Annotated in this window: 15 protein-coding genes; 8 read left to right on the forward strand and 7 right to left on the reverse strand. The window is 62.0% G+C overall.

The genetic code is table 11. The annotated features are described in order from the left end of the window. The first annotated feature begins 192 nt into the window (after nt 1-192). Nucleotides 193-1,905 (forward strand): 30S ribosomal protein S1, encoded by a 1,713-nt coding sequence (gene rpsA, locus GR183_RS17610; protein WP_160776979.1) that lies wholly within the window; start codon nt 193-195, stop codon nt 1,903-1,905. A 90-nt stretch (nt 1,906-1,995) separates the two neighbouring features. Here rpsA and panB read toward each other — a convergent pair whose 3' ends face one another. Further along, nucleotides 1,996-2,802 (reverse strand): 3-methyl-2-oxobutanoate hydroxymethyltransferase, encoded by an 807-nt coding sequence (gene panB, locus GR183_RS17615; RefSeq protein ID WP_160776980.1) that lies wholly within the window; start codon nt 2,800-2,802, stop codon nt 1,996-1,998. A gap of 220 nt (nt 2,803-3,022) precedes the next feature. Between panB and sppA the strand changes: the two genes are divergently transcribed. From sppA to GR183_RS17630, 3 genes are all read left to right on the forward strand, one after another. After that, nucleotides 3,023-4,027, forward strand: coding sequence for a signal peptide peptidase SppA (gene sppA, locus GR183_RS17620; RefSeq protein ID WP_160776981.1), 1,005 nt, complete (start codon nt 3,023-3,025; stop codon nt 4,025-4,027). Further along, the gene (locus GR183_RS17625) at nt 4,024-4,323 is read left to right on the forward strand and encodes an integration host factor subunit beta (RefSeq protein WP_160776982.1); all 300 of its coding nucleotides are present in this window, start codon (nt 4,024-4,026) and stop codon (nt 4,321-4,323) included. The genes sppA and GR183_RS17625 overlap by 4 nt, the downstream gene beginning before the upstream one ends. Before the next feature lie 62 nt (nt 4,324-4,385). Beyond that, nucleotides 4,386-4,736: a LapA family protein gene (locus tag GR183_RS17630; protein ID WP_160776983.1), complete on the forward strand. Its 351-nt coding sequence runs from the start codon at nt 4,386-4,388 to the stop codon at nt 4,734-4,736. A gap of 3 nt (nt 4,737-4,739) precedes the next feature. Here the strand turns inward: GR183_RS17630 and GR183_RS17635 are convergent, their stop codons facing one another. Further along, entirely contained in the window at nt 4,740-5,366 is a 627-nt protein-coding gene (locus tag GR183_RS17635; protein WP_160776984.1) for a trimeric intracellular cation channel family protein, read from the reverse strand. A 143-nt stretch (nt 5,367-5,509) separates the two neighbouring features. Here GR183_RS17635 and GR183_RS17640 point away from each other — a divergent pair, with 143 nt between their 5' ends. Further along, the gene (locus GR183_RS17640; RefSeq protein WP_160776985.1) at nt 5,510-6,535 is read left to right on the forward strand and encodes an alpha/beta fold hydrolase; all 1,026 of its coding nucleotides are present in this window, start codon (nt 5,510-5,512) and stop codon (nt 6,533-6,535) included. A gap of 57 nt (nt 6,536-6,592) precedes the next feature. Here GR183_RS17640 and grpE read toward each other — a convergent pair whose 3' ends face one another. The 4 genes from grpE to addB all read right to left on the reverse strand — a co-directional run bounded on the left by grpE (nt 6,593) and on the right by addB (nt 14,463). Further along, nucleotides 6,593-7,261, reverse strand: coding sequence for a nucleotide exchange factor GrpE (gene grpE, locus GR183_RS17645; RefSeq protein ID WP_160776986.1), 669 nt, complete (start codon nt 7,259-7,261; stop codon nt 6,593-6,595). A 143-nt stretch (nt 7,262-7,404) separates the two neighbouring features. Further along, entirely contained in the window at nt 7,405-7,725 is a 321-nt protein-coding gene (trxA, locus tag GR183_RS17650) for a thioredoxin (protein ID WP_160776987.1), read from the reverse strand. A gap of 112 nt (nt 7,726-7,837) precedes the next feature. Further along, entirely contained in the window at nt 7,838-11,326 is a 3,489-nt protein-coding gene (gene addA / locus GR183_RS17655) for a double-strand break repair helicase AddA (protein ID WP_160776988.1), read from the reverse strand. After that, nucleotides 11,323-14,463 (reverse strand): double-strand break repair protein AddB, encoded by a 3,141-nt coding sequence (addB, locus tag GR183_RS17660; RefSeq protein ID WP_160776989.1) that lies wholly within the window; start codon nt 14,461-14,463, stop codon nt 11,323-11,325. Before addB ends, addA begins: the two co-directional genes overlap by 4 nt. Before the next feature lie 197 nt (nt 14,464-14,660). On the opposite strand from addB, the gene GR183_RS17665 reads away from it, so the two are divergent. Next, the gene (locus GR183_RS17665) at nt 14,661-14,999 is read left to right on the forward strand and encodes a type II toxin-antitoxin system RelE/ParE family toxin (protein ID WP_160776990.1); all 339 of its coding nucleotides are present in this window, start codon (nt 14,661-14,663) and stop codon (nt 14,997-14,999) included. Beyond that, on the forward strand, nt 14,996-15,184 hold the full coding sequence (locus tag GR183_RS17670; protein WP_160776991.1) for a hypothetical protein: 189 nt from the start codon (nt 14,996-14,998) through the stop codon (nt 15,182-15,184). The genes GR183_RS17665 and GR183_RS17670 overlap by 4 nt, the downstream gene beginning before the upstream one ends. Before the next feature lie 67 nt (nt 15,185-15,251). Here the strand turns inward: GR183_RS17670 and GR183_RS17675 are convergent, their stop codons facing one another. After that, entirely contained in the window at nt 15,252-16,094 is an 843-nt protein-coding gene (locus GR183_RS17675) for a pyrroline-5-carboxylate reductase family protein (protein ID WP_208999901.1), read from the reverse strand. A 334-nt stretch (nt 16,095-16,428) separates the two neighbouring features. Here GR183_RS17675 and GR183_RS17680 point away from each other — a divergent pair, with 334 nt between their 5' ends. Continuing rightward, a complete protein-coding gene (locus GR183_RS17680) occupies nt 16,429-16,911 on the forward strand; it encodes a fasciclin domain-containing protein (RefSeq protein WP_160776992.1) in 483 nt (160 codons plus the stop codon). Nucleotides 16,912-16,974: the final 63 nt, after the last annotated feature.

A 16,974-nucleotide genomic window follows, 5' to 3' on the forward strand; every position in this document is an offset into this window, starting at 1 on the left:
AGACGACACCGCTTCGCCCGGCATATCCGGGCAGAGGCGTAAAATTGGACGAACCCGGATCAGCACCGTCCGCTTCGCCGGCCCGCGTGAAAACGCGGTTGCCTGTTCCCCTCGAACAGGCCGGATGAGCGCTCGATCCCGAAGCAACACGAACCCGCCGGCGACAAGCCGTAATGGCTTTCAGGAGAATTCATGGACACTCTCAACCCCACCCGCGACGATTTCGCCGCGCTTCTCGAAGAATCTTTCACCACTCAGGAGCTTTACGAAGGCGCGGTGGTGAAGGGCACGGTGATCGCCATCGAGAAGGATCTCGCGGTGATCGACGTCGGCCTCAAGGTGGAAGGCCGCGTTCCCTTGAAGGAATTCGGCGGCAAGGGCCGCGAGGACGAAGGCGGCGTTAAGGTCGGCGACGAAGTCGAGGTCTACCTGGAGCGCGTCGAGAATGCGCTCGGCGAAGCCGTTCTGTCGCGCGACAAGGCCCGCCGCGAAGAGAGCTGGGTACGCCTTGAAGTCGCATTCGAAGCGGGCGAAAAGGTCACCGGCCAGATCTTCAACCAGGTCAAGGGCGGCTTCACCGTCGATCTCGACGGCGCCGTGGCCTTCCTGCCGCGTTCGCAGGTGGACATCCGCCCGGTTCGCGACGTCACTCCGCTGATGCATACGCCCCAGCCCTTCCAGATCCTCAAGATGGACAAGCGCCGCGGCAACATCGTCGTCTCGCGCCGAGTCGTGCTTGAAGAGACCCGCGCCGAGCAGCGCTCCGAGCTCGTCCAGAGCCTGGAAGAAGGTCAGGTCGTGGAAGGCGTGGTCAAGAACATCACCGACTACGGTGCGTTCGTCGACCTCGGCGGCATCGACGGCCTGCTGCACGTCACCGACATCGCGTGGCGGCGCATCAACCATCCGAGCGAGGTCCTGTCGATCGGACAGACCGTCAAGGTGCAGATTATCCGCGTCAACCAGGAAACGCACCGTATCTCGCTCGGCATGAAGCAGCTTGAAGCCGACCCGTGGGACGGCATCGAGGCGAAGTACCCGGTCGGCGCCAAGTTTACCGGCCGCGTCACGAACATCACCGACTACGGTGCGTTCGTCGAGCTGGAAGCCGGCATCGAAGGCCTGATCCACGTTTCCGAGATGTCCTGGACGAAGAAGAACGTCCATCCGGGCAAGATCGTCTCCACCTCTCAGGAGGTCGAGGTGATGATCCTCGAGGTCGATCCGGTCAAGCGCCGCATCTCGCTCGGTCTCAAGCAGACCCTGCAGAACCCGTGGGAAGCCTTCGCCGAGAAGTTCCCGGTCGGTACCGAGGTCGAGGGCGAGGTCAAGAACAAGACCGAGTTCGGCCTGTTCATCGGCCTGGAAGGCGATGTCGACGGCATGGTCCACCTCTCCGACCTCGACTGGAACCGTCCGGGCGAGCAGGTCATCGAGGAATTCAAGAAGGGCGACATGGTTAGCGCCCAGGTCCTCGATGTGGACGTCGAGAAGGAGCGCATCTCGCTCGGCATCAAGCAGCTCGGCGGCGATCCGTTCGAGACCGCGGCCGCCGGCGAAATCCGCAAGGGCGCCGTCGTGACCTGCGAAGTGCTCGAGGTGAAGGACAACGGCCTGGAGGCGAAGATCGTCGACACGGACCTCGCGACCTTCGTGCGCCGCGCCGATCTTTCCCGCGACCGCGCTGAGCAGCGTCCGGAACGCTTCTCCGTCGGCGAGAAGTTCGACGCCCGCATTACCCAGTTCGACAAGAAGACGCGCCGCGTCTCCGTCTCCATCAAGGCGCTGGAAATCGCCGAGGAGAAGGAAGCCGTCGCGCAGTACGGTTCGTCGGACTCCGGTGCGTCGCTCGGCGACATCCTGGGCGCCGCCCTCAAGGCGCGCGAGGAAGGCGACGAAGAATAAGCTTCTCGCTTCGCCACATACGAAACGGAAAAGGCCCGGTCTCGCGACCGGGCCTTTTTTGTCCGCCAGGGTGTCAAGCGTCGCGAAAATTCATCCGTAGCAGTGTTCGGGTGCCGGGTACGCGCCTGTTTCCACCTCCTCCACGAAGGCACGGAACGCGGCTTCAACATCGCCTCGCCCCTCAAGGTAGTTCTTCACGAAGCGGGCCTTGCGCCCACGGGTGAGGTTCAGCATGTCATGCAGGACGAGGACCTGCGCATCCACCGAAGGGCCCGCGCCGATGCCGATGACCGGCACCCTTGCCGCTTCCGCCACCGCCTTGCCGACGGCATTCGGCACGCATTCGAAAAGCAGCATCCGCGCTCCGGCCGCCTCCAGCGCCAGAGCGTCTTCAACGATCTTCCTGCCCGCGCCTTCGCCCTTGCCCTGAACGCGGTAGCCGCCCAGCATGTCCGTCGTCTGCGGCGTCAGGCCGAGATGGGCGCAGACCGGAATGCCGTGAGCGGTCAGGAACCTTACGGTCTCCTCCATGACCGCGCCGCCCTCCACCTTGACGATATTCGCGCCCGCCTGCATGAGCCGCGCGGCATGACCCGCCGCTTCCAGCGGAGAAAACGTCGTCGCAAAGGGCATGTCCGCCATGACGAGCGGCTTGTCATCGCTGTCGCGAACGCCGCGCGCCACGCATTCCGTGTGATAGATCATGTCGTCCATCGTCACCGGCGCGGTGGACCGGCGTCCCTGGACGACCATGCCAAGGCTGTCGCCGACAAGAACGACCGCGACACCCACCGGCCCCATCATTGCCGCGAAAGTGGCGTCATAGGCCGTCAGGACCGCAAAGCGCCGCCCTTCGCGCTTCATCGTGTCGAGGCCGGCCAGCGTTACCTCAGCCATGACTTCAATTCCTCCCGTCGATATTTTTGCTGCATCGCAGCACAGCTGTTAGCGGATAGCGGGTGGCAAAATCAATCCCGCCGGAGGGCGAATAGTTTGTTCAGGATATGCCCCATTTGCCGAGATACGGAACGCGCAATGGCATCACAGGTCTTTTCAAGCAGCGCTCGGGGCTGTAGCGATAGTCGCCAGGGAATTCGTAACGGAGGCTTTAGCCGTCATGCCCCTTGACGCCGATCAGATCGTCGACCGCCGCCGCCTGCGCCGCAAGGTGAGCTTCTGGCGGGTCGTCGCCTTCCTTGTCATTGCGGTGGCGCTCATAGGCGCCGTTGCCGGACTCGCGGGGCTCGCCGGCCCGAGCAAGCGTTCGGCCCATATCGCGCGTATCGACGTGACCGGCATCATCGCAAGCGACCGCAAGCGCGACGAAATGATCGAAAAGATCGCCGAATCCGACGCGGTAAAAGGCGTGATCCTGTCCATCAATTCTCCGGGCGGCTCCACCACCGGCGGCGAGGCGCTTTACACCGCACTGCGCAAGCTGGCGGATAAAAAACCCATGGTGACGCAGATCGGCACGCTCGGCGCATCCGCCGGCTACATGGCCGCGGTCGCCTCAGATCATATTATCGCACGCCATTCCACGCTCGCCGGTTCCATCGGCGTCTATATCCAGTACGGCAACATCAAGGGCCTGCTCGACACCCTCGGGATCGAGGTAGACGTCGTCAAAAGCGGCCCGTTGAAAGCACAGCCGAATTTCTTTTCGCGAACACCGGAAGACGCGGTCGCGAACCTCCAGGCGGTTATCGACGACAGCTATGACTGGTTCGTCGATATCGTCGCGGAACGACGCAAGATGGATGTGGCAGAGGTGCGCAAGGTTGCAACCGGCGGCATATATTCCGGGATGCGCGCGCACAAACTCGGCCTTGTCGATGCTCTCGGCGGGGAGGAAGAGGCCGTGAAGTGGCTGGAAACGGAGCGCGGTGTACCGGAGGACCTTCCGGTCGTCACATGGCGAAAACCCTCCGAACTCGATGAGCTCCCCTTTGCCTCCCGCATAGCGGCAGCATTCGGCCAGGGGCTTTCAAGCGGCCTCCTGGCGAATATCGACGCGGTTAAAGGCCTTGTTCCTGCGGGTGTTTCGCTTGACGGTCTCGTGTCGGTTTGGCACGCTCCAGATGCGTCAGATAAAAACGACACGACAGGGGCTGACCGATGATCAAATCGGAACTGGTGCAGAGGATCTCCGAACAGAATCCTCACCTTTACCAGCGCGATGTGGAAAATATCGTAAATGCTATACTCGACGAGATCACGGAGGCTCTCAAGCGTGGCGACAGGGTTGAGCTCAGGGGCTTCGGGGCGTTTTCGGTAAAAAACCGCCCCGCTCGCGTCGGTCGCAACCCCAGAACGGGTCAAAAGGTCGAAGTGAGCGAAAAGAACGTGCCCTTCTTCAAGACGGGCAAGGAAATGCGCGAAAGGCTTAACGGCGGCGTGGATCACGGCGACGACTGACTGGCCCGCACGCCGATTGCCGGCCATCTCAAGCTGATCAAAGAACTTTCGAGGAAAGATACGTGGCGCGATTCCTGAAATCCCTGATCTTTTTGCCGCTTGCCATCCTTCTCGTGGTATTCGCGGTGGCGAACAGGCATGACGTCACCTTCTCTCTCGATCCGTTTTCGGCGAATGATCCGGCACTTACCGTCACCGCGCCGCTTTTCTGGTTTCTGTTCGCGGCCGTTGCCGTCGGCGTGATCATCGGCGGTGTGGCGACGTGGACGAAGCAGGGCAAATACCGCAAGGAAGCGCGCGTGAAGCGGCGCGAGGCAGACCGGTGGCATGAAGAGGCCGACAAGCTGAAAGCCATTTCCGAAACCACGAACGCACCGGCGCTTACCGGACCCGATCAGCGCAACGCCGCCTGATTTTCAGTTTTCGCCGCGATCGCCCGTTCCCCGACTGGCACCATACGGTGGCAGCTGCCAGCCGAACTGTATCGCGCCGCCGCGCAGGACCATGGCCGTCGCGAATCCTGCGATCGCCGCCGGCCATTGAGGAACCCCCGCCGCATTCAGGCATACGTAGACCGCGGCGCCCGCGAAGGCGGCGGTCAGATAGATTTCCGACTTTGCGATCGCCGTGGGCTGACCCGCGATCGTGTCCCGGATGATGCCGCCGAAAGTTGCCGTCGCAATTCCCATCATGACGGCCACTACCGGCACGTCGCCGATGGACAGCGTTTTCGCGGCTCCCATGACGCAATAGGCCGAAATTCCCACCGCATCCGCCCAGCGCAGCGGCTTTCCCAGTTTCTCGATCCATCCAGCCGCGAACCAGATCGTCACGCCTACGGCGACGCAGACGATCAGATACGTCTGATCCTCGACCCAGAATACGGGAACGCCGAGCAGGAGATCGCGAAGCGTCCCCCCGCCGACCCCGGTGAAACTGGCAAAAAAGACAAATGCCAGAACATCGAGCTTCAGGCGCGACGCGACGATCGCTCCCGTCATGGCGAAAACGGCGACACCCAGAAAGTCGAAAAATTGCAGCATTATAGTGCGCTTGCTCCCTTCCTCCAGATGAGTCGATCCGGGATGTACCACGCTCTCGAGTCTAACGGGGGGCTGGACTTTATTCTCGTTTTGATTGTATATTTTATTTATTCAATCTTTATTTTAGTTTGCGCGAGGAAATTATGCCTTCATATGACTACCTTATCTCCGCAAGACAAATAAACGGCAAAGTATTTGGAGGCGAACCAGGTCCGCTTTCCTATATAAAGATACCGTCCACCTCAAAGTCCTATGACACGTCTCACATCGTCAAAAAGAAAAAGAAATGGGCACGAGAAATTCAGGGCCTTGCCGATGGCGACGAAAATCCGAACTCCATTTCTCCTACCGGCGATGTTCTGATATTCGTCCACGGCTACAACAACGATATTCCAATTGTCCTCAAGAGGATGCGTCAGCTGCGAAGGGATTTGCAGGCGGAAGGATGGCGCGGAGAAGTCATCGCATTCGACTGGCCGAGCGAAAACTCCACACTAAACTACCTTGAAGATCGGGCAGATGCTGCGAAAGTGGCTCACTCACTCGTGACGGAAGGCATTGATCTGCTCATCCAAAAGCAGAAAAACGGTTGCAGTACCAATATTCACCTGCTCGGTCACTCAACGGGCGCCTATGTGATAATGGAAGCTTTCGCGCAAGCTGAGAAAGTTGGTGCCTATTTCAAAAGCGACTGGCGCGTTGGACAGGTTGCCTTGATTGGGGCCGACGTGTCTACCAACAGCCTCAACCTAACTAGCGACTGGTCGAAGCCCATGTTTCGGCGGATAATGCGCCTGACAAACTACTCCAATCCCTTCGATTCAGTACTGGCCGTGTCGAACGCCAAGCGCTTGGGTACAAGCCCGCGCGTTGGCCGCCACGGATTGCCGGACTCCCATGACAGGAAAGCCGTGAACGTTGATTGCGGCGACCATTTCAAATCCCTGGACCCCGACGGACAGCCCCATTTCGGCTCCTGGCCGCACTCCTGGCATATCGGAGACAGGGTCTTTGCCCGCGATCTTGCGATGGCGCTCGAGGGTGCGATCGATCGCAATGCAATACCGACAAGGCGGAAAACCGAAGCGGGCCTGTCGCTTCAGGATGCGCCGCGCCCCCAATTCATGCCGCACTGGGACATCAAGGAAGGGGTGCGCCCTATTGCCTGAAAGAAAAGAAAAGGCAAGCTGGCTGCCTGCCCTTCCAATTCATTACGGCTCGCGCATTCAAGCTGTCTTGTCGACGGTCGCACCCGGTTCAGTGCCCTCACCGCCTCCGTTGGACGGCCTGGTCTCTTTCGGCCCGCCTTTCGAGACTCCGACAAGGGCCGGGCGCAGCACCCTGTCGCCGATGACATAGCCGGACTGGACCACCTGGACGACCGTATTCGCGGGAACGCTCGGGTCCGGCACCTCGAACATCGCCTGATGGAAGTTCGGGTCGAACTTCTGACCCGCCGGGTCGAGCTTCTTCACGCCATGCTTTTCAAGCTGGTTCAGCATCTCGCGCTCGGTCATCTCGACGCCCTGCACGAGGCTTTTCAGGCCTTCATTGGCAGCTTCCCGGGCTTCGGCAGGAATAACTTCCAGCGCACGTCGCAGATTGTCGCTGACAGAAAGCATATCGCGCGCGAAAGTCGCGACCGAATACTGCTTGGCGTCCTTGAGTTCGCGCTCGGTGCGGCGGCGGAGATTTTCCATCTCCGCAAGCGTGCGGAGCGTGCGCTCCTTCAGTTCGGCATTTTCCGCCTTCAGGGCATCCACCGGGTTGTTTTCGGCTTCGCCACCAATGCCTTCGCCCGCAGCACCTTCAACCTGATCGGTTGCGCCAGCGCCCGCGTCCTGCTGCGTCTCGACGGTTTCCGGATTTTCCTCAGGTCTGTTTTTCTGCGTCATCGCCTGTACGTTCAATCGTTTTGGATGGAGTTGACTACCGCACCTTCGGTGCCGGGCACCTTTTAGCGGATAACCTCAATGCGTAAAGTCCGGCAAGCAAAAAAGCCGCCGGACCCTTCGCATCGCTTCGGAAAATCGGCGCGTCAGGTCGCGCTCTTGATCCAGTCCGAAAGCTTGTTCTTCGGAGCCGCTCCGACCTGCGTCGCCACCGGCTCGCCATCCTTGAAAAGGATCAGCGTCGGGATGGAGCGCACGCCATATTTGATTGCGATGTTCTGGTTCTCGTCGACGTTGAGTTTCGCGACCTTAACCTGACCGGCAAGCTCGTCCGAAATCTCTTCGAGCGCTGGAGCGATCATCTTGCAAGGACCGCACCATTCGGCCCAGAAATCCACCACGACCGGCTCGGACGCCTTCAACACATCCGTCTCGAAGCTATCATCGGTAACGACATTAGTGGCCATGTTCGCCTCTCATAAAATCCGGGTGCGTCACCTGACGCGGCCCTCGAGTTGCAACGAAGGTAGGAAGTGCGACAAGCCTCGTCAAGCGAGCCGGGAGGACAGATTTACCTGTCTAGCGCAGTTCCGCATACGCTTTTTCCATGAGCTCGGCGGGAAGTTCCATCAGGCGGGGAGCGGCCGTCCACAGCAATGCCGCGCGAATTGCCTTTCCCGGATAAATCTCGCCGAGAAGCCGGCGATAGACGGCAAGCTGGGTAACATATTCGAGAGGTGCCGCCTGGGCGGCCTCCGGCGCATGCCGGTTCGTCTTGTAGTCGACGATCAGAACCTCGCCCTCGGTCACCAGCAGGCGGTCGATCTGCCCGCTGACGAGGATTTCCTCGCCGTCCGGCGCCTCAATCCGGCCGACGATGGGAACTTCCGCCCGCGCTTGCGATGAGAATACGGCGGAAAACCGAGCATCGTTCAAAACCTTGAGCGCCTCTTCGGCAAGTTCCGGCTTTTTCGCTATCTCCTCCGGCCCAAGCACGAGATCGAGATAGCGCTCTGCCGCGCCGCGCCGCGCGTCCTCGTCGATTTCCGGCAGCGTTTCCAGCATTTTGTGCATCAGGTTGCCGCGCTTCAGCGCCCAGTCCGCGGATGCGCGCGCGGCCTCAAGGGCGGCCAGACCGTCGGGCTGTTCATGCCTCTCCTTGGCTTCCATCTCATCGAAGGCCTTCGACGGCTGCAGGCGCCGCGGGCGAACCGGCGCGCGAGCAGGCCTCGACAGCCAATCGGGCGCAGGCGCGCCGGAAGAGGTGGAAGATGACGGCGACCTGGCAAGTTTGGGCGCCTGCGGCTCAGCACCGCCCTTGCGCCACAGCAGGCGTGAAAGCGCGCCTTCCCCGTCCTTTTCCTCCACCGCCTGCGGGGCCAGGGCGTCGCGCACGAGGCTGTACCAGGTCCCCTCGGGCGGAGCTTTTTTTCCTGCCCAGCCGCAGATGACGAGCCGGTCGCGGGCGCGCGTCATCGCGACATAGAGAAGCCTGCGGTATTCCTCACCCGACTTCGCGCGAAGTTCGCCAACCGCCTCTTCATGCCAGGCGGTACGGTCGGCCTTCGCCGGCATCCAGATAAGGCCGGGGGTAACGAAATCATTGTCGCCGCGAGGGAATTCAAGCATCGCGGGATCATGGTGCGCGGATACCGGAGCGGCTCCGGGATCGGCCAGTATGACAACGGGAGCCTCCAGCCCCTTCGCACCATGGACCGTCATGATGCGGACCACGCCTTCGGCGCTTGCCAGTTCGCGCTTGATCTCCGTAGGCGCGGCCGCAAGCCAGGCAAGAAACCCTTCAAGCCCCGGCGTTCCCGTCTGCTCGAAGACAATCGTCAGGGCCAGAAATTCATCAAGAATATCATCGATTTCCGTGCCGATGCGGGCGCGGAACGCCTTTCGTCCCCCATCCGCGCCCAGAAGCCTTGAGAATAATTCGAAGGGTGGCACGAAATCGGCGCGCGCGCGCCAGTCCTCAAGCTTTTTCCGCGCTTCGCCGAATTGCGGGTCTGCGTCCGATTTCTTCACCAGCGACTGCCACAGCGTGCCGGCGCGCGGGCGCTCCGGTTCATCGCGGGCGATCCGGAAGAGATCATCGTCGGAAAGGCCGAAAAGCGGGCTTTTCAGGACGCTGGCGAGCGACAGATCATCCTCGGGCAAGAGCAGGAAACGGCCCAGCGCAACCAGATCCTTCACCGCAATATGGTCGGTGAGAATGAGCCTGTCACTGCCGGCGACAGGCACGCCACGGCGCTTGAGTTCGCGCGTCAACGCCTCCACGAATGGGCCGCGCTTCCTGACGAGGACGAGCACGTCACCGGGGTCCGCCTCTCCGTTTTCGCGCCAATTATCAACGGCTTGCGCGATTCGCCGGGCAACGCGCATCATCGGGCTTCCCGTCGAGACACGGTCGATCGGCTGCGTCCAGTCGTCGCTTTCCTCTGTTTCTTCAGCCTGTTCGAGAGGCCAGATTTCAACGAGGCCCGGATCGTTGCGGCGCACGGCCTCATGCACCGGCGCCTCGCCGTCTTCCGAGAGCCCCTTGCGAGCTGAAACGTCAGCAAAAACAACGTCTACCGCGCCAAGAACATCCGGAGTGGAGCGGAAAGACAGGGTCAGATCGATCGCATCGAAGGTTACATCCGCATCTTCCGCGCGGCGGCCGAAACCCCGGCGCATCTTCGCGAAATAGGCGGGGACAGCGCCCTGGAAAGAATAGATCGACTGTTTTTCATCCCCGACCGCGAAGATGGTGCGCGTGACATCGCGCGCGCCCTTTCCGGCGAAGAATTCCCCGGCCAGGGCGTCGATCACTTCCCACTGGCGCGGGCTCGTGTCCTGGGCCTCGTCGACCAGGATATGATCGAGGCCCCGGTCGAGCTTGTACTGCACCCAAAGGGCGGCATCGGCGCGCGAAAGCAGGTTCGCCGTCCTGACCACCAGATCCTCGAAGTCGAGAAATCCCCGCCGGGTCTTTTCTTTTTCATAGGCCCCGAGCATGGCGTCGGAAAGCTTCAGGATCGCTTCCGTTCCCCGGATCGTGACGACCTTGCGGCGCTGATCCAGAAGGTCGAGCAGGCGAAGTTGTTCGCGCTCGAAAGCCTCCAGGACGTGGGGATAATTGTCGCCAATCGCCTTGGTGGCGAGCTTCTTTCGAGGTTCCAGTTTCTGGGTCAGAAATACGGAAAGCCAGGCGTCCCGGCGGCGAAGGCCAGGCCCGGCTTCAGCGCAAAACTTGAGAATTTCCGCCGTTTTCTTGTCGTTTACGCCGCCGGCTTCGAAAATACCAACTAAATTCCAAAGCGGGATTTTTGAAAGCAAATCGGGGTTTTCAAGGTTATTTTCGATGCTCTCAAGGCTCGTCGCCGGATCGACGCCGAAATGCCGCGCGAGATCATAAACCGCTTCATCGAGACCGGGGAAATCTATCAGCCAGCGGCGAAGCCGATCGCGCTTCGCAACCATCTCGTCAAGGACAGAGCCCACGCCTGAATCCGAAAGCTCGTCAATGAGAAACGAAAGCGACCGTCCAAGATCGCTGTCGGGATCGTTTTCGGCCCTAAAGAGGACACTGGCGCGGGCCTCGGCCAGAAGTTCCGCAGCGACACGATCATCCAGAACCGTAAAGTGCCCGGCGATATTGGCTTCGAGCGGAAACTGATGCAGCAACGCTTCGCAAAAGGCGTGGATCGTCTGGATCTTCAACCCGCCGGGGGTTTCGAGCGCCTTGGCGAAGAGATGCCTTGCCCTGGCAAGACGCCGCGCATCGGGTTTTTTTCCCTCAATTTCGGCCAATTCCTCGGCAAGGCGGGCATCGTCCATATTGGTCCAGTCACCCAGCGTCGCGAATACGCGGGTCGCCATTTCGGCGGCCGCCGCCTTGGTGAAGGTGAGGCACAGAAGCCGCGACGGATCGGTGCCGGACAAAAGCAGGCGCACGACGCGCCGCGCGAGAACGAAGGTCTTGCCGGAGCCCGCATTGGCGCTGACCCAGGCGGAGCGTGCGGGATCGGCGGCGCGCGACTGTTTCTCTTTAGTGGCGGCTGGAATCTCGGGCCGGCTCATGCATCCTCCCCGTCGCCGAGCGACCATTCCTGAACGCGGGCGAGATGATCGTAGACGCCGCCCATGACGCGCTCTTCCAGAACACGCGCGCGCGCGAGATACCCCCGCTCCGGCAATTCGTAGGCAGCCAGAAGCTGGCGAAGGCGGGCCTCGGCGTCGTCCGTCAGTTCGGAGATCGAACGGTCCTTCGGGTTGCGCGGCAGGGCCTCAAGCGGCACACGCCCACCGGACAGGCGAACGTAGAGAAGGTCCGATACCGGCAAGCGGCCATCGACGTCCTTGAAGCCACCACCCCGGATGAGCGCCGCCTCCAGCGGCAACTGTGGCGAAAGGAGCGCTGATACCTGCTTGAGCGACGGCGCCTGGCCCGTCTTGTAGTCGATGACGGCAAGCGTACCGTCGGCAAGCTCGTCGATCCGGTCGGCGCGACCCGTGAGCCTGATCGCGCGGCCTGGCGTCAGGTCGATTTCCATGCCGCCGCCGATCTCCAGGTGGCGCTTCGAGATGCGGCCTGCCCGCTCAGCCTCGAACCCGATGAAGGCTTGCGCCACGCGCTGGAAACGCGGCCACCACAGAGCCTTGACGGCCGGAAAGGCATCGAGCGGGGCGAAACGCTCCGCCCCGATTTCGAGCAACCGTGCAAGGGCCGCCTCTTCGAACGGGCCGTTCCAGCCTTGCAGAAAATCGGCAAGGCAATCGTGAATGATCTGCCCGCGCTCGGCGGCATCCGGCTGACCGCCAATCGGGTCGACCTCATCGAGGCGCAGCACGCGCCTGGCGTAAACCGCGTAAGGATCTCGCACCAGCGCCTCGACCTCGGTGACCGAGAGCCGGTCGGGCCGGGCGGCGACGGGCGGCTTCGGCTCCGGACGCTGTGCGAAACGCACCGGACCTTCAGCCGTGTCCAGCAGGCCCACGAAGTGGCGAAAGCGCGCGCCGCGACGGCGCATGGCATCAGTGACCTCCTTGCCAAGAAGGGTGGTCAGCCGCTGAAGCCAGCGGGAGGCGACCGTCGGCGCGCCATCCGCGCGCGTCGCACGCGAAAGAACGACTTCGGCGGCCCCCATCCCCTCGCAAAAATCATGGGCGGCGGCCCCGATCCTGCGTTCCGGCGGATCGAGGCCGAGATCGCGCTTCATCGGCCGGTTGAGCCAGGGATCGTTGCGCGTCGACTGGGGCCAGCTGCCCTCGTTCAGACCGGCGAGAATGACGAGATCCGGCCTGTGCAGGCGCGCTTCCAAAGGCCCGAGAATGGCGATGCGCGGATCGCCCGGAAGGCGGCGGCGCACGTTTATGCCGGACAGGAATGCGGCAAAGACATCCGGCCAGTCGAAAGCGGGCAGGACAAGCCCGGTACCCCTGGCCTCCAGCATGTCGGAAAGCGTGCGGGCGAGCTGGTCGCCGGTTTCGCCCGCATAAAGCTCATCAGTCGAGCCGGCTTCATCGACACTGAGCCGGGTAAGGCACTCGACATGCGCTTCGACCAGCGCTTCCACCGGAACCTCGCCGGAGACATCCGCGAAATCCTCAAGCGGTTTCAGCGCATGGGCAAGCCGGGCAACCAGATCCTCGACCGCGTTCCAGTCGTCCTCGACCAGCTTTTTCCAGCGCGGAACCCTCTCGCCCGCCGCCTCTTTCAACGCACTCTCATTGCGCGACGCGGCAACCGCAGCCAAAAGCCCGCAAGTGCCGGGGGCCGCACGCGGCCCGCGAAGCACCGCGCGCTCCAGCGCCCGCGCGCCCGAGCGCACATCCTTGACCGACAGGCCGAGCCGGCAGAGCGGATGCTTGAGAAGCGAAAGGAGATCGACAGGCTCAAGCCCGCGAAGCGCCAGCCGCGCGGCAAGGCTTGCCAGAACGGCAGGCGGCGTCTGGTCGAGCGGGCGGCCGGCGGAATCATCGACAACGATGCCCCAGCGGGCGAGATCGACGGCGACACGGCGGGCAAGCGTGCGGTCCGGCGAAACGAGAGAGGCCGTCTTGCCCTCCTCCACCGCCTCGCGCAGCACGGTTGCGAGAAGCAAGGCCTCATCCGCCTCGTTGCGCGCTTCCACAAGCGAAACATTGCCGAACGCCGCCAGACGCGCAGCAACCGGGGTGGAACCCAGAATGCGCGGCCAGGCATCGGTCGTCTCCGCCGGACGCAGCGCCTCGGCGACCAGCCTGTCGCGGGCGGCAAGTTCAGGCGCCGCACCCGCCCCCAAAGACGCCACACCCTCCCGCTTCACGCCAAGGCGGGATAAAAGCAGTTTCAAACTGTATTGCGGATGGGCGGGAACGGACGCCGCCTCGCCCGCCCGGCCCGGCTCGCCCAGCGCCACCCAGCTTTCCTCATCCAGCGCGAGATCGAGGCCCGGAAGGACGATGGCGCCGTTTTCAAGCCCGGCCACGGCTTTAAGCAATTCCGCCGTGGCGGGAACCGAGCCGGTGGTGCCCGCGACGATGACGGGCCCGCGCGGCGGATGAGCGCGCAGGCGCTCCGCCTCGCGACGGATGAGCGCGGAGCGGCGCGCCTTCGGGTCCATCAACCCGCGCTCGGCCAGATGCTCGGGCCATGCTTCCGTCGCGATCTTCAAGAAATCCAGCGTGATCTGCCAGTAGCGGGCGTGATCCTCCGGCACGAGGGACGTGAGCGCCTCCCAGCCCGCCTCCTCCGTCGCGACCTCATCCATGAGGGAGACGAGATCACTCGCAAGCCAGGCCGCATCGGCAGCCGACGCCGGCGCGCCGAAGGGGACATCCGGCGGCAGCCCCAGAACGTCGCGCCGCAGCGCGCCTTCCCAGGCGTGTACCAGCCGCGTCATCTCCATCAACCGCTCCATCGCCGGGATTTCCGGCGGCAGGTCGATCGTATCCGCGCCGGAATAAAAGGCATGCTCATCCTCATCGACGTCGCCCAGCGGGCGGATCGACGGGAGGAGACAAGCGCCGGTTCCCAGCTTTTCGCGGAAAATATCAGGCAAAGCACGGGCCGCACGGCGCGTCGGCAGATAGAGGGTGACGCCGGCCAGGGCGAGAGGATCGCCCCCGGCATCGAAGCCCGGCACCAGACGGCCGGCAAGAAGCGCATCGACCAGCGTTTCAAGAAAATTCGCCGAGGGCGGGATCGTGAAAATGGATGGCTCGCGAATCGTCATAGCGTCATTTTGACGGCTTCGCGCCTCCCGTCCAGAGCGCTCCTTGTCGGCACCTGGAAAACGACAAGCCATCAAATTCCATATATTTTATATATATCCAAACAAAAACGATCTTTATTTTGCCAAATTCTACCATCAACAATTCATAAATACTTCGAATCAGGGAAGTCAGCTGCAAAAAAACAAAGCAGCTTCGGATGTTGACAGACAAGAGAAAGTTTCCAGCGTACTTCCTACGCTTGGAGTGCGGGCGAGAACCAGCTCGTGATTGGCTGGAAACTCTAGGTAAGGATGATCGTTTGATCATCGATACGGAGATAGAGAAGCTCGAATTCGGGGAGCCGCTCGGCCTTACCTACGGCCGGCGCATCGGCGGCGGCCTATTCGAACTCAGAAGTTATCTTTCAGGCGGGCGCTTCGCCCGCATTTTTTATGCCATTTCGAGACGGCGCCTCATCCTTATCCACGGCGTGACGGGAAGCAGCCGGATACCGGGTGAAGTCAGGCGGTTTGCAAAGATCGGAGCTCGGAAATGATCAGGGAAAGCGAGATCGGAACGGCATTCGACGACTTCCTTCGCAAAGACGGCTTGCTGGCCGATGCCGAGGAACGGGCCATTCGCGAGGTCATCAAGGATCAGGTGAAGGACGCGCTGTCGGGAGCGGAGGACAGTCGCGGCAACAGGCACGGCACAGCACCGCCACCCCTCTTGAGCGGATAAGCAACAGGCTCACAGTTCCGCATGGATTCCGGGCTCGAGCCCGGTGCGCAACGTGACATTCCATCGCTCACCCCAGCGACTTCGCCTTGTCGTATGCGGCGTCGAGGCCATCGGATATCGCCTGCGACAGGGCTGAATTCCTCATGACCTCAAGACCCGCCGCCGTGGTGCCGGCATAGGCGATCATTTCCGCGACCCGCTCGGCAGGCGTCGGTTCCGTCTCTGAGAGCGTCACGCCGCTTGCGTGAAAGAGCTGGCGGACGGCGCGATCCGCGATCTTCGGATCGACCCCGTGACGGAGTGCATATTGCGCCATGCAATCGGCAAACAGCGCGACGAAACCGGGTACGGGCCCGGTAAGCGCGGTGAACCGGTCTATCTGGTCCTCGTTTGAAACCTCATCCGTCAGGCCGCAGGCCTTGAACAGGAAGCCCACCGTTTCCCGGTCCTTCTCCGTCACGCCCGGCGCCGCCACCCAGGGCGAATAGGCAAGGCCGTATTCCGCGGCGGGGCTCGACATGGCGCGCACGATCCGGGTCGTGCCAGTCATTTCGCCGATGCGCTCCACCGTCAGACCAGCCACGACGGAGACGACGAGACGCCCTTCCGCCTTCAGCTCCAGACCCTTCGCGACGTGCGGCGGCACGGAAAGGAGTATCGTCTCGCAAGCTTGCGCCAGTTCCTGATTGTCCGTCGTGGAGCGCACGAAAGGCCACTTCCGGAAGCCGTCGAGCTTGCCGGATGTATTGGAGATCCAAAGGTGATCGGGCGCGAGCGTGCCCGTGAGCAGAAGCTGGCGCGCGATCGCGCCGCCGAGCTGACCGCTGCCGCCAATAATGCCGAAAGAGTGATGGATGGCCATGACGCTGCCCTTTATGAAGCCTTCCTTGAGTGCGTCGGGCACATACATTAGCACATCGGCTGTGCAATTTACGCTGCGGCTTTGCGCGAAAAGGGAATTGCGCATCCTTGGACAGCGGGACTGGACAGCGGGCCGAGGCAGCAGGTTGCGGCATCGAGCGGCCCGATCATCGCACCGCGCGAAGAATTTTACCGCAAACAAAACTTTCATTTACGAAGTATACCACTTCTCGGATCACAAATTTTCATTGAAGCTGCACGACTATATTTTCCTCCAAAAGATGATCCTCCACGGCCAACGTTCGTAAAACTCCACAATCGGCTTTTCCAGCAAAAGAGCCGGACAGGGGCAGGGGTCGAACACTCAAGGAAGGACATCGCACATGCGCAAGCTTCTACTTGCATCCGCATTCGCACTCGCAACCGCAACCGCCGCGCATTCGGCGAATATCGTGGAGACGGCCAAGGGCGCCGGCACGTTCAACACGCTGCTTGCCGCGGCCCAGGCAGCCGGCCTTGCCGATGCCCTGGCGACGACGGACAATCTTACGGTCTTCGCGCCGACGGACGAAGCTTTCGCGGCCCTGCCCGAAGGCACCGTCGAAAATCTGCTGAAGCCGGAGAACAAGGATCAGCTCGTCGCGATCCTGAGCTATCACGTCGTGCCGCAGAAGATCATGTCCGGGCAGATTTCAGACGGTTCGGCGGAAGTCGCCACCCTTAAGGGAAGCGGCGACAAGACCATCACCGTCGAAAAGAGCGCCTCGGGCGTCACCGTCGACGGGGCGAATGTGGTTACCGCCGACGTGGAGGCCGACAACGGCGTCATCCACGTCATCGACAAGGTGATCCTTCCGTCCGACTGACGGAATTCGCCGCGCTTGTCAAAAAGGGCGCCATTCCGGCGCCCTTTCAATCGGTCGGGATTG

This window comes from Stappia sediminis, from assembly GCF_009826895.1.
Taxonomy (GTDB): Bacteria; Pseudomonadota; Alphaproteobacteria; order Rhizobiales; family Stappiaceae; genus Hongsoonwoonella; species Hongsoonwoonella sediminis.

Coding starts and splice junctions, on each gene's coding strand:
- GR183_RS17665 (WP_160776990.1), top strand. CDS start 14,661: ATGTTGACAGACAAGAGAAAGTTTCCAGCGTACTTCCTACGCTTGGAG.
- GR183_RS17675 (WP_208999901.1), bottom strand. CDS start 16,094: ATGTATGTGCCCGACGCACTCAAGGAAGGCTTCATAAAGGGCAGCGTC.
- GR183_RS17670 (WP_160776991.1), top strand. CDS start 14,996: ATGATCAGGGAAAGCGAGATCGGAACGGCATTCGACGACTTCCTTCGC.
- GR183_RS17680 (WP_160776992.1), top strand. CDS start 16,429: ATGCGCAAGCTTCTACTTGCATCCGCATTCGCACTCGCAACCGCAACC.
- trxA (WP_160776987.1), bottom strand. CDS start 7,725: ATGGCCACTAATGTCGTTACCGATGATAGCTTCGAGACGGATGTGTTG.
- GR183_RS17635 (WP_160776984.1), bottom strand. CDS start 5,366: ATGCTGCAATTTTTCGACTTTCTGGGTGTCGCCGTTTTCGCCATGACG.
- rpsA (WP_160776979.1), top strand. CDS start 193: ATGGACACTCTCAACCCCACCCGCGACGATTTCGCCGCGCTTCTCGAA.
- sppA (WP_160776981.1), top strand. CDS start 3,023: ATGCCCCTTGACGCCGATCAGATCGTCGACCGCCGCCGCCTGCGCCGC.
- GR183_RS17625 (WP_160776982.1), top strand. CDS start 4,024: ATGATCAAATCGGAACTGGTGCAGAGGATCTCCGAACAGAATCCTCAC.
- addA (WP_160776988.1), bottom strand. CDS start 11,326: ATGAGCCGGCCCGAGATTCCAGCCGCCACTAAAGAGAAACAGTCGCGC.
- addB (WP_160776989.1), bottom strand. CDS start 14,463: ATGACGATTCGCGAGCCATCCATTTTCACGATCCCGCCCTCGGCGAAT.
- GR183_RS17640 (WP_160776985.1), top strand. CDS start 5,510: ATGCCTTCATATGACTACCTTATCTCCGCAAGACAAATAAACGGCAAA.
- panB (WP_160776980.1), bottom strand. CDS start 2,802: ATGGCTGAGGTAACGCTGGCCGGCCTCGACACGATGAAGCGCGAAGGG.
- grpE (WP_160776986.1), bottom strand. CDS start 7,261: ATGACGCAGAAAAACAGACCTGAGGAAAATCCGGAAACCGTCGAGACG.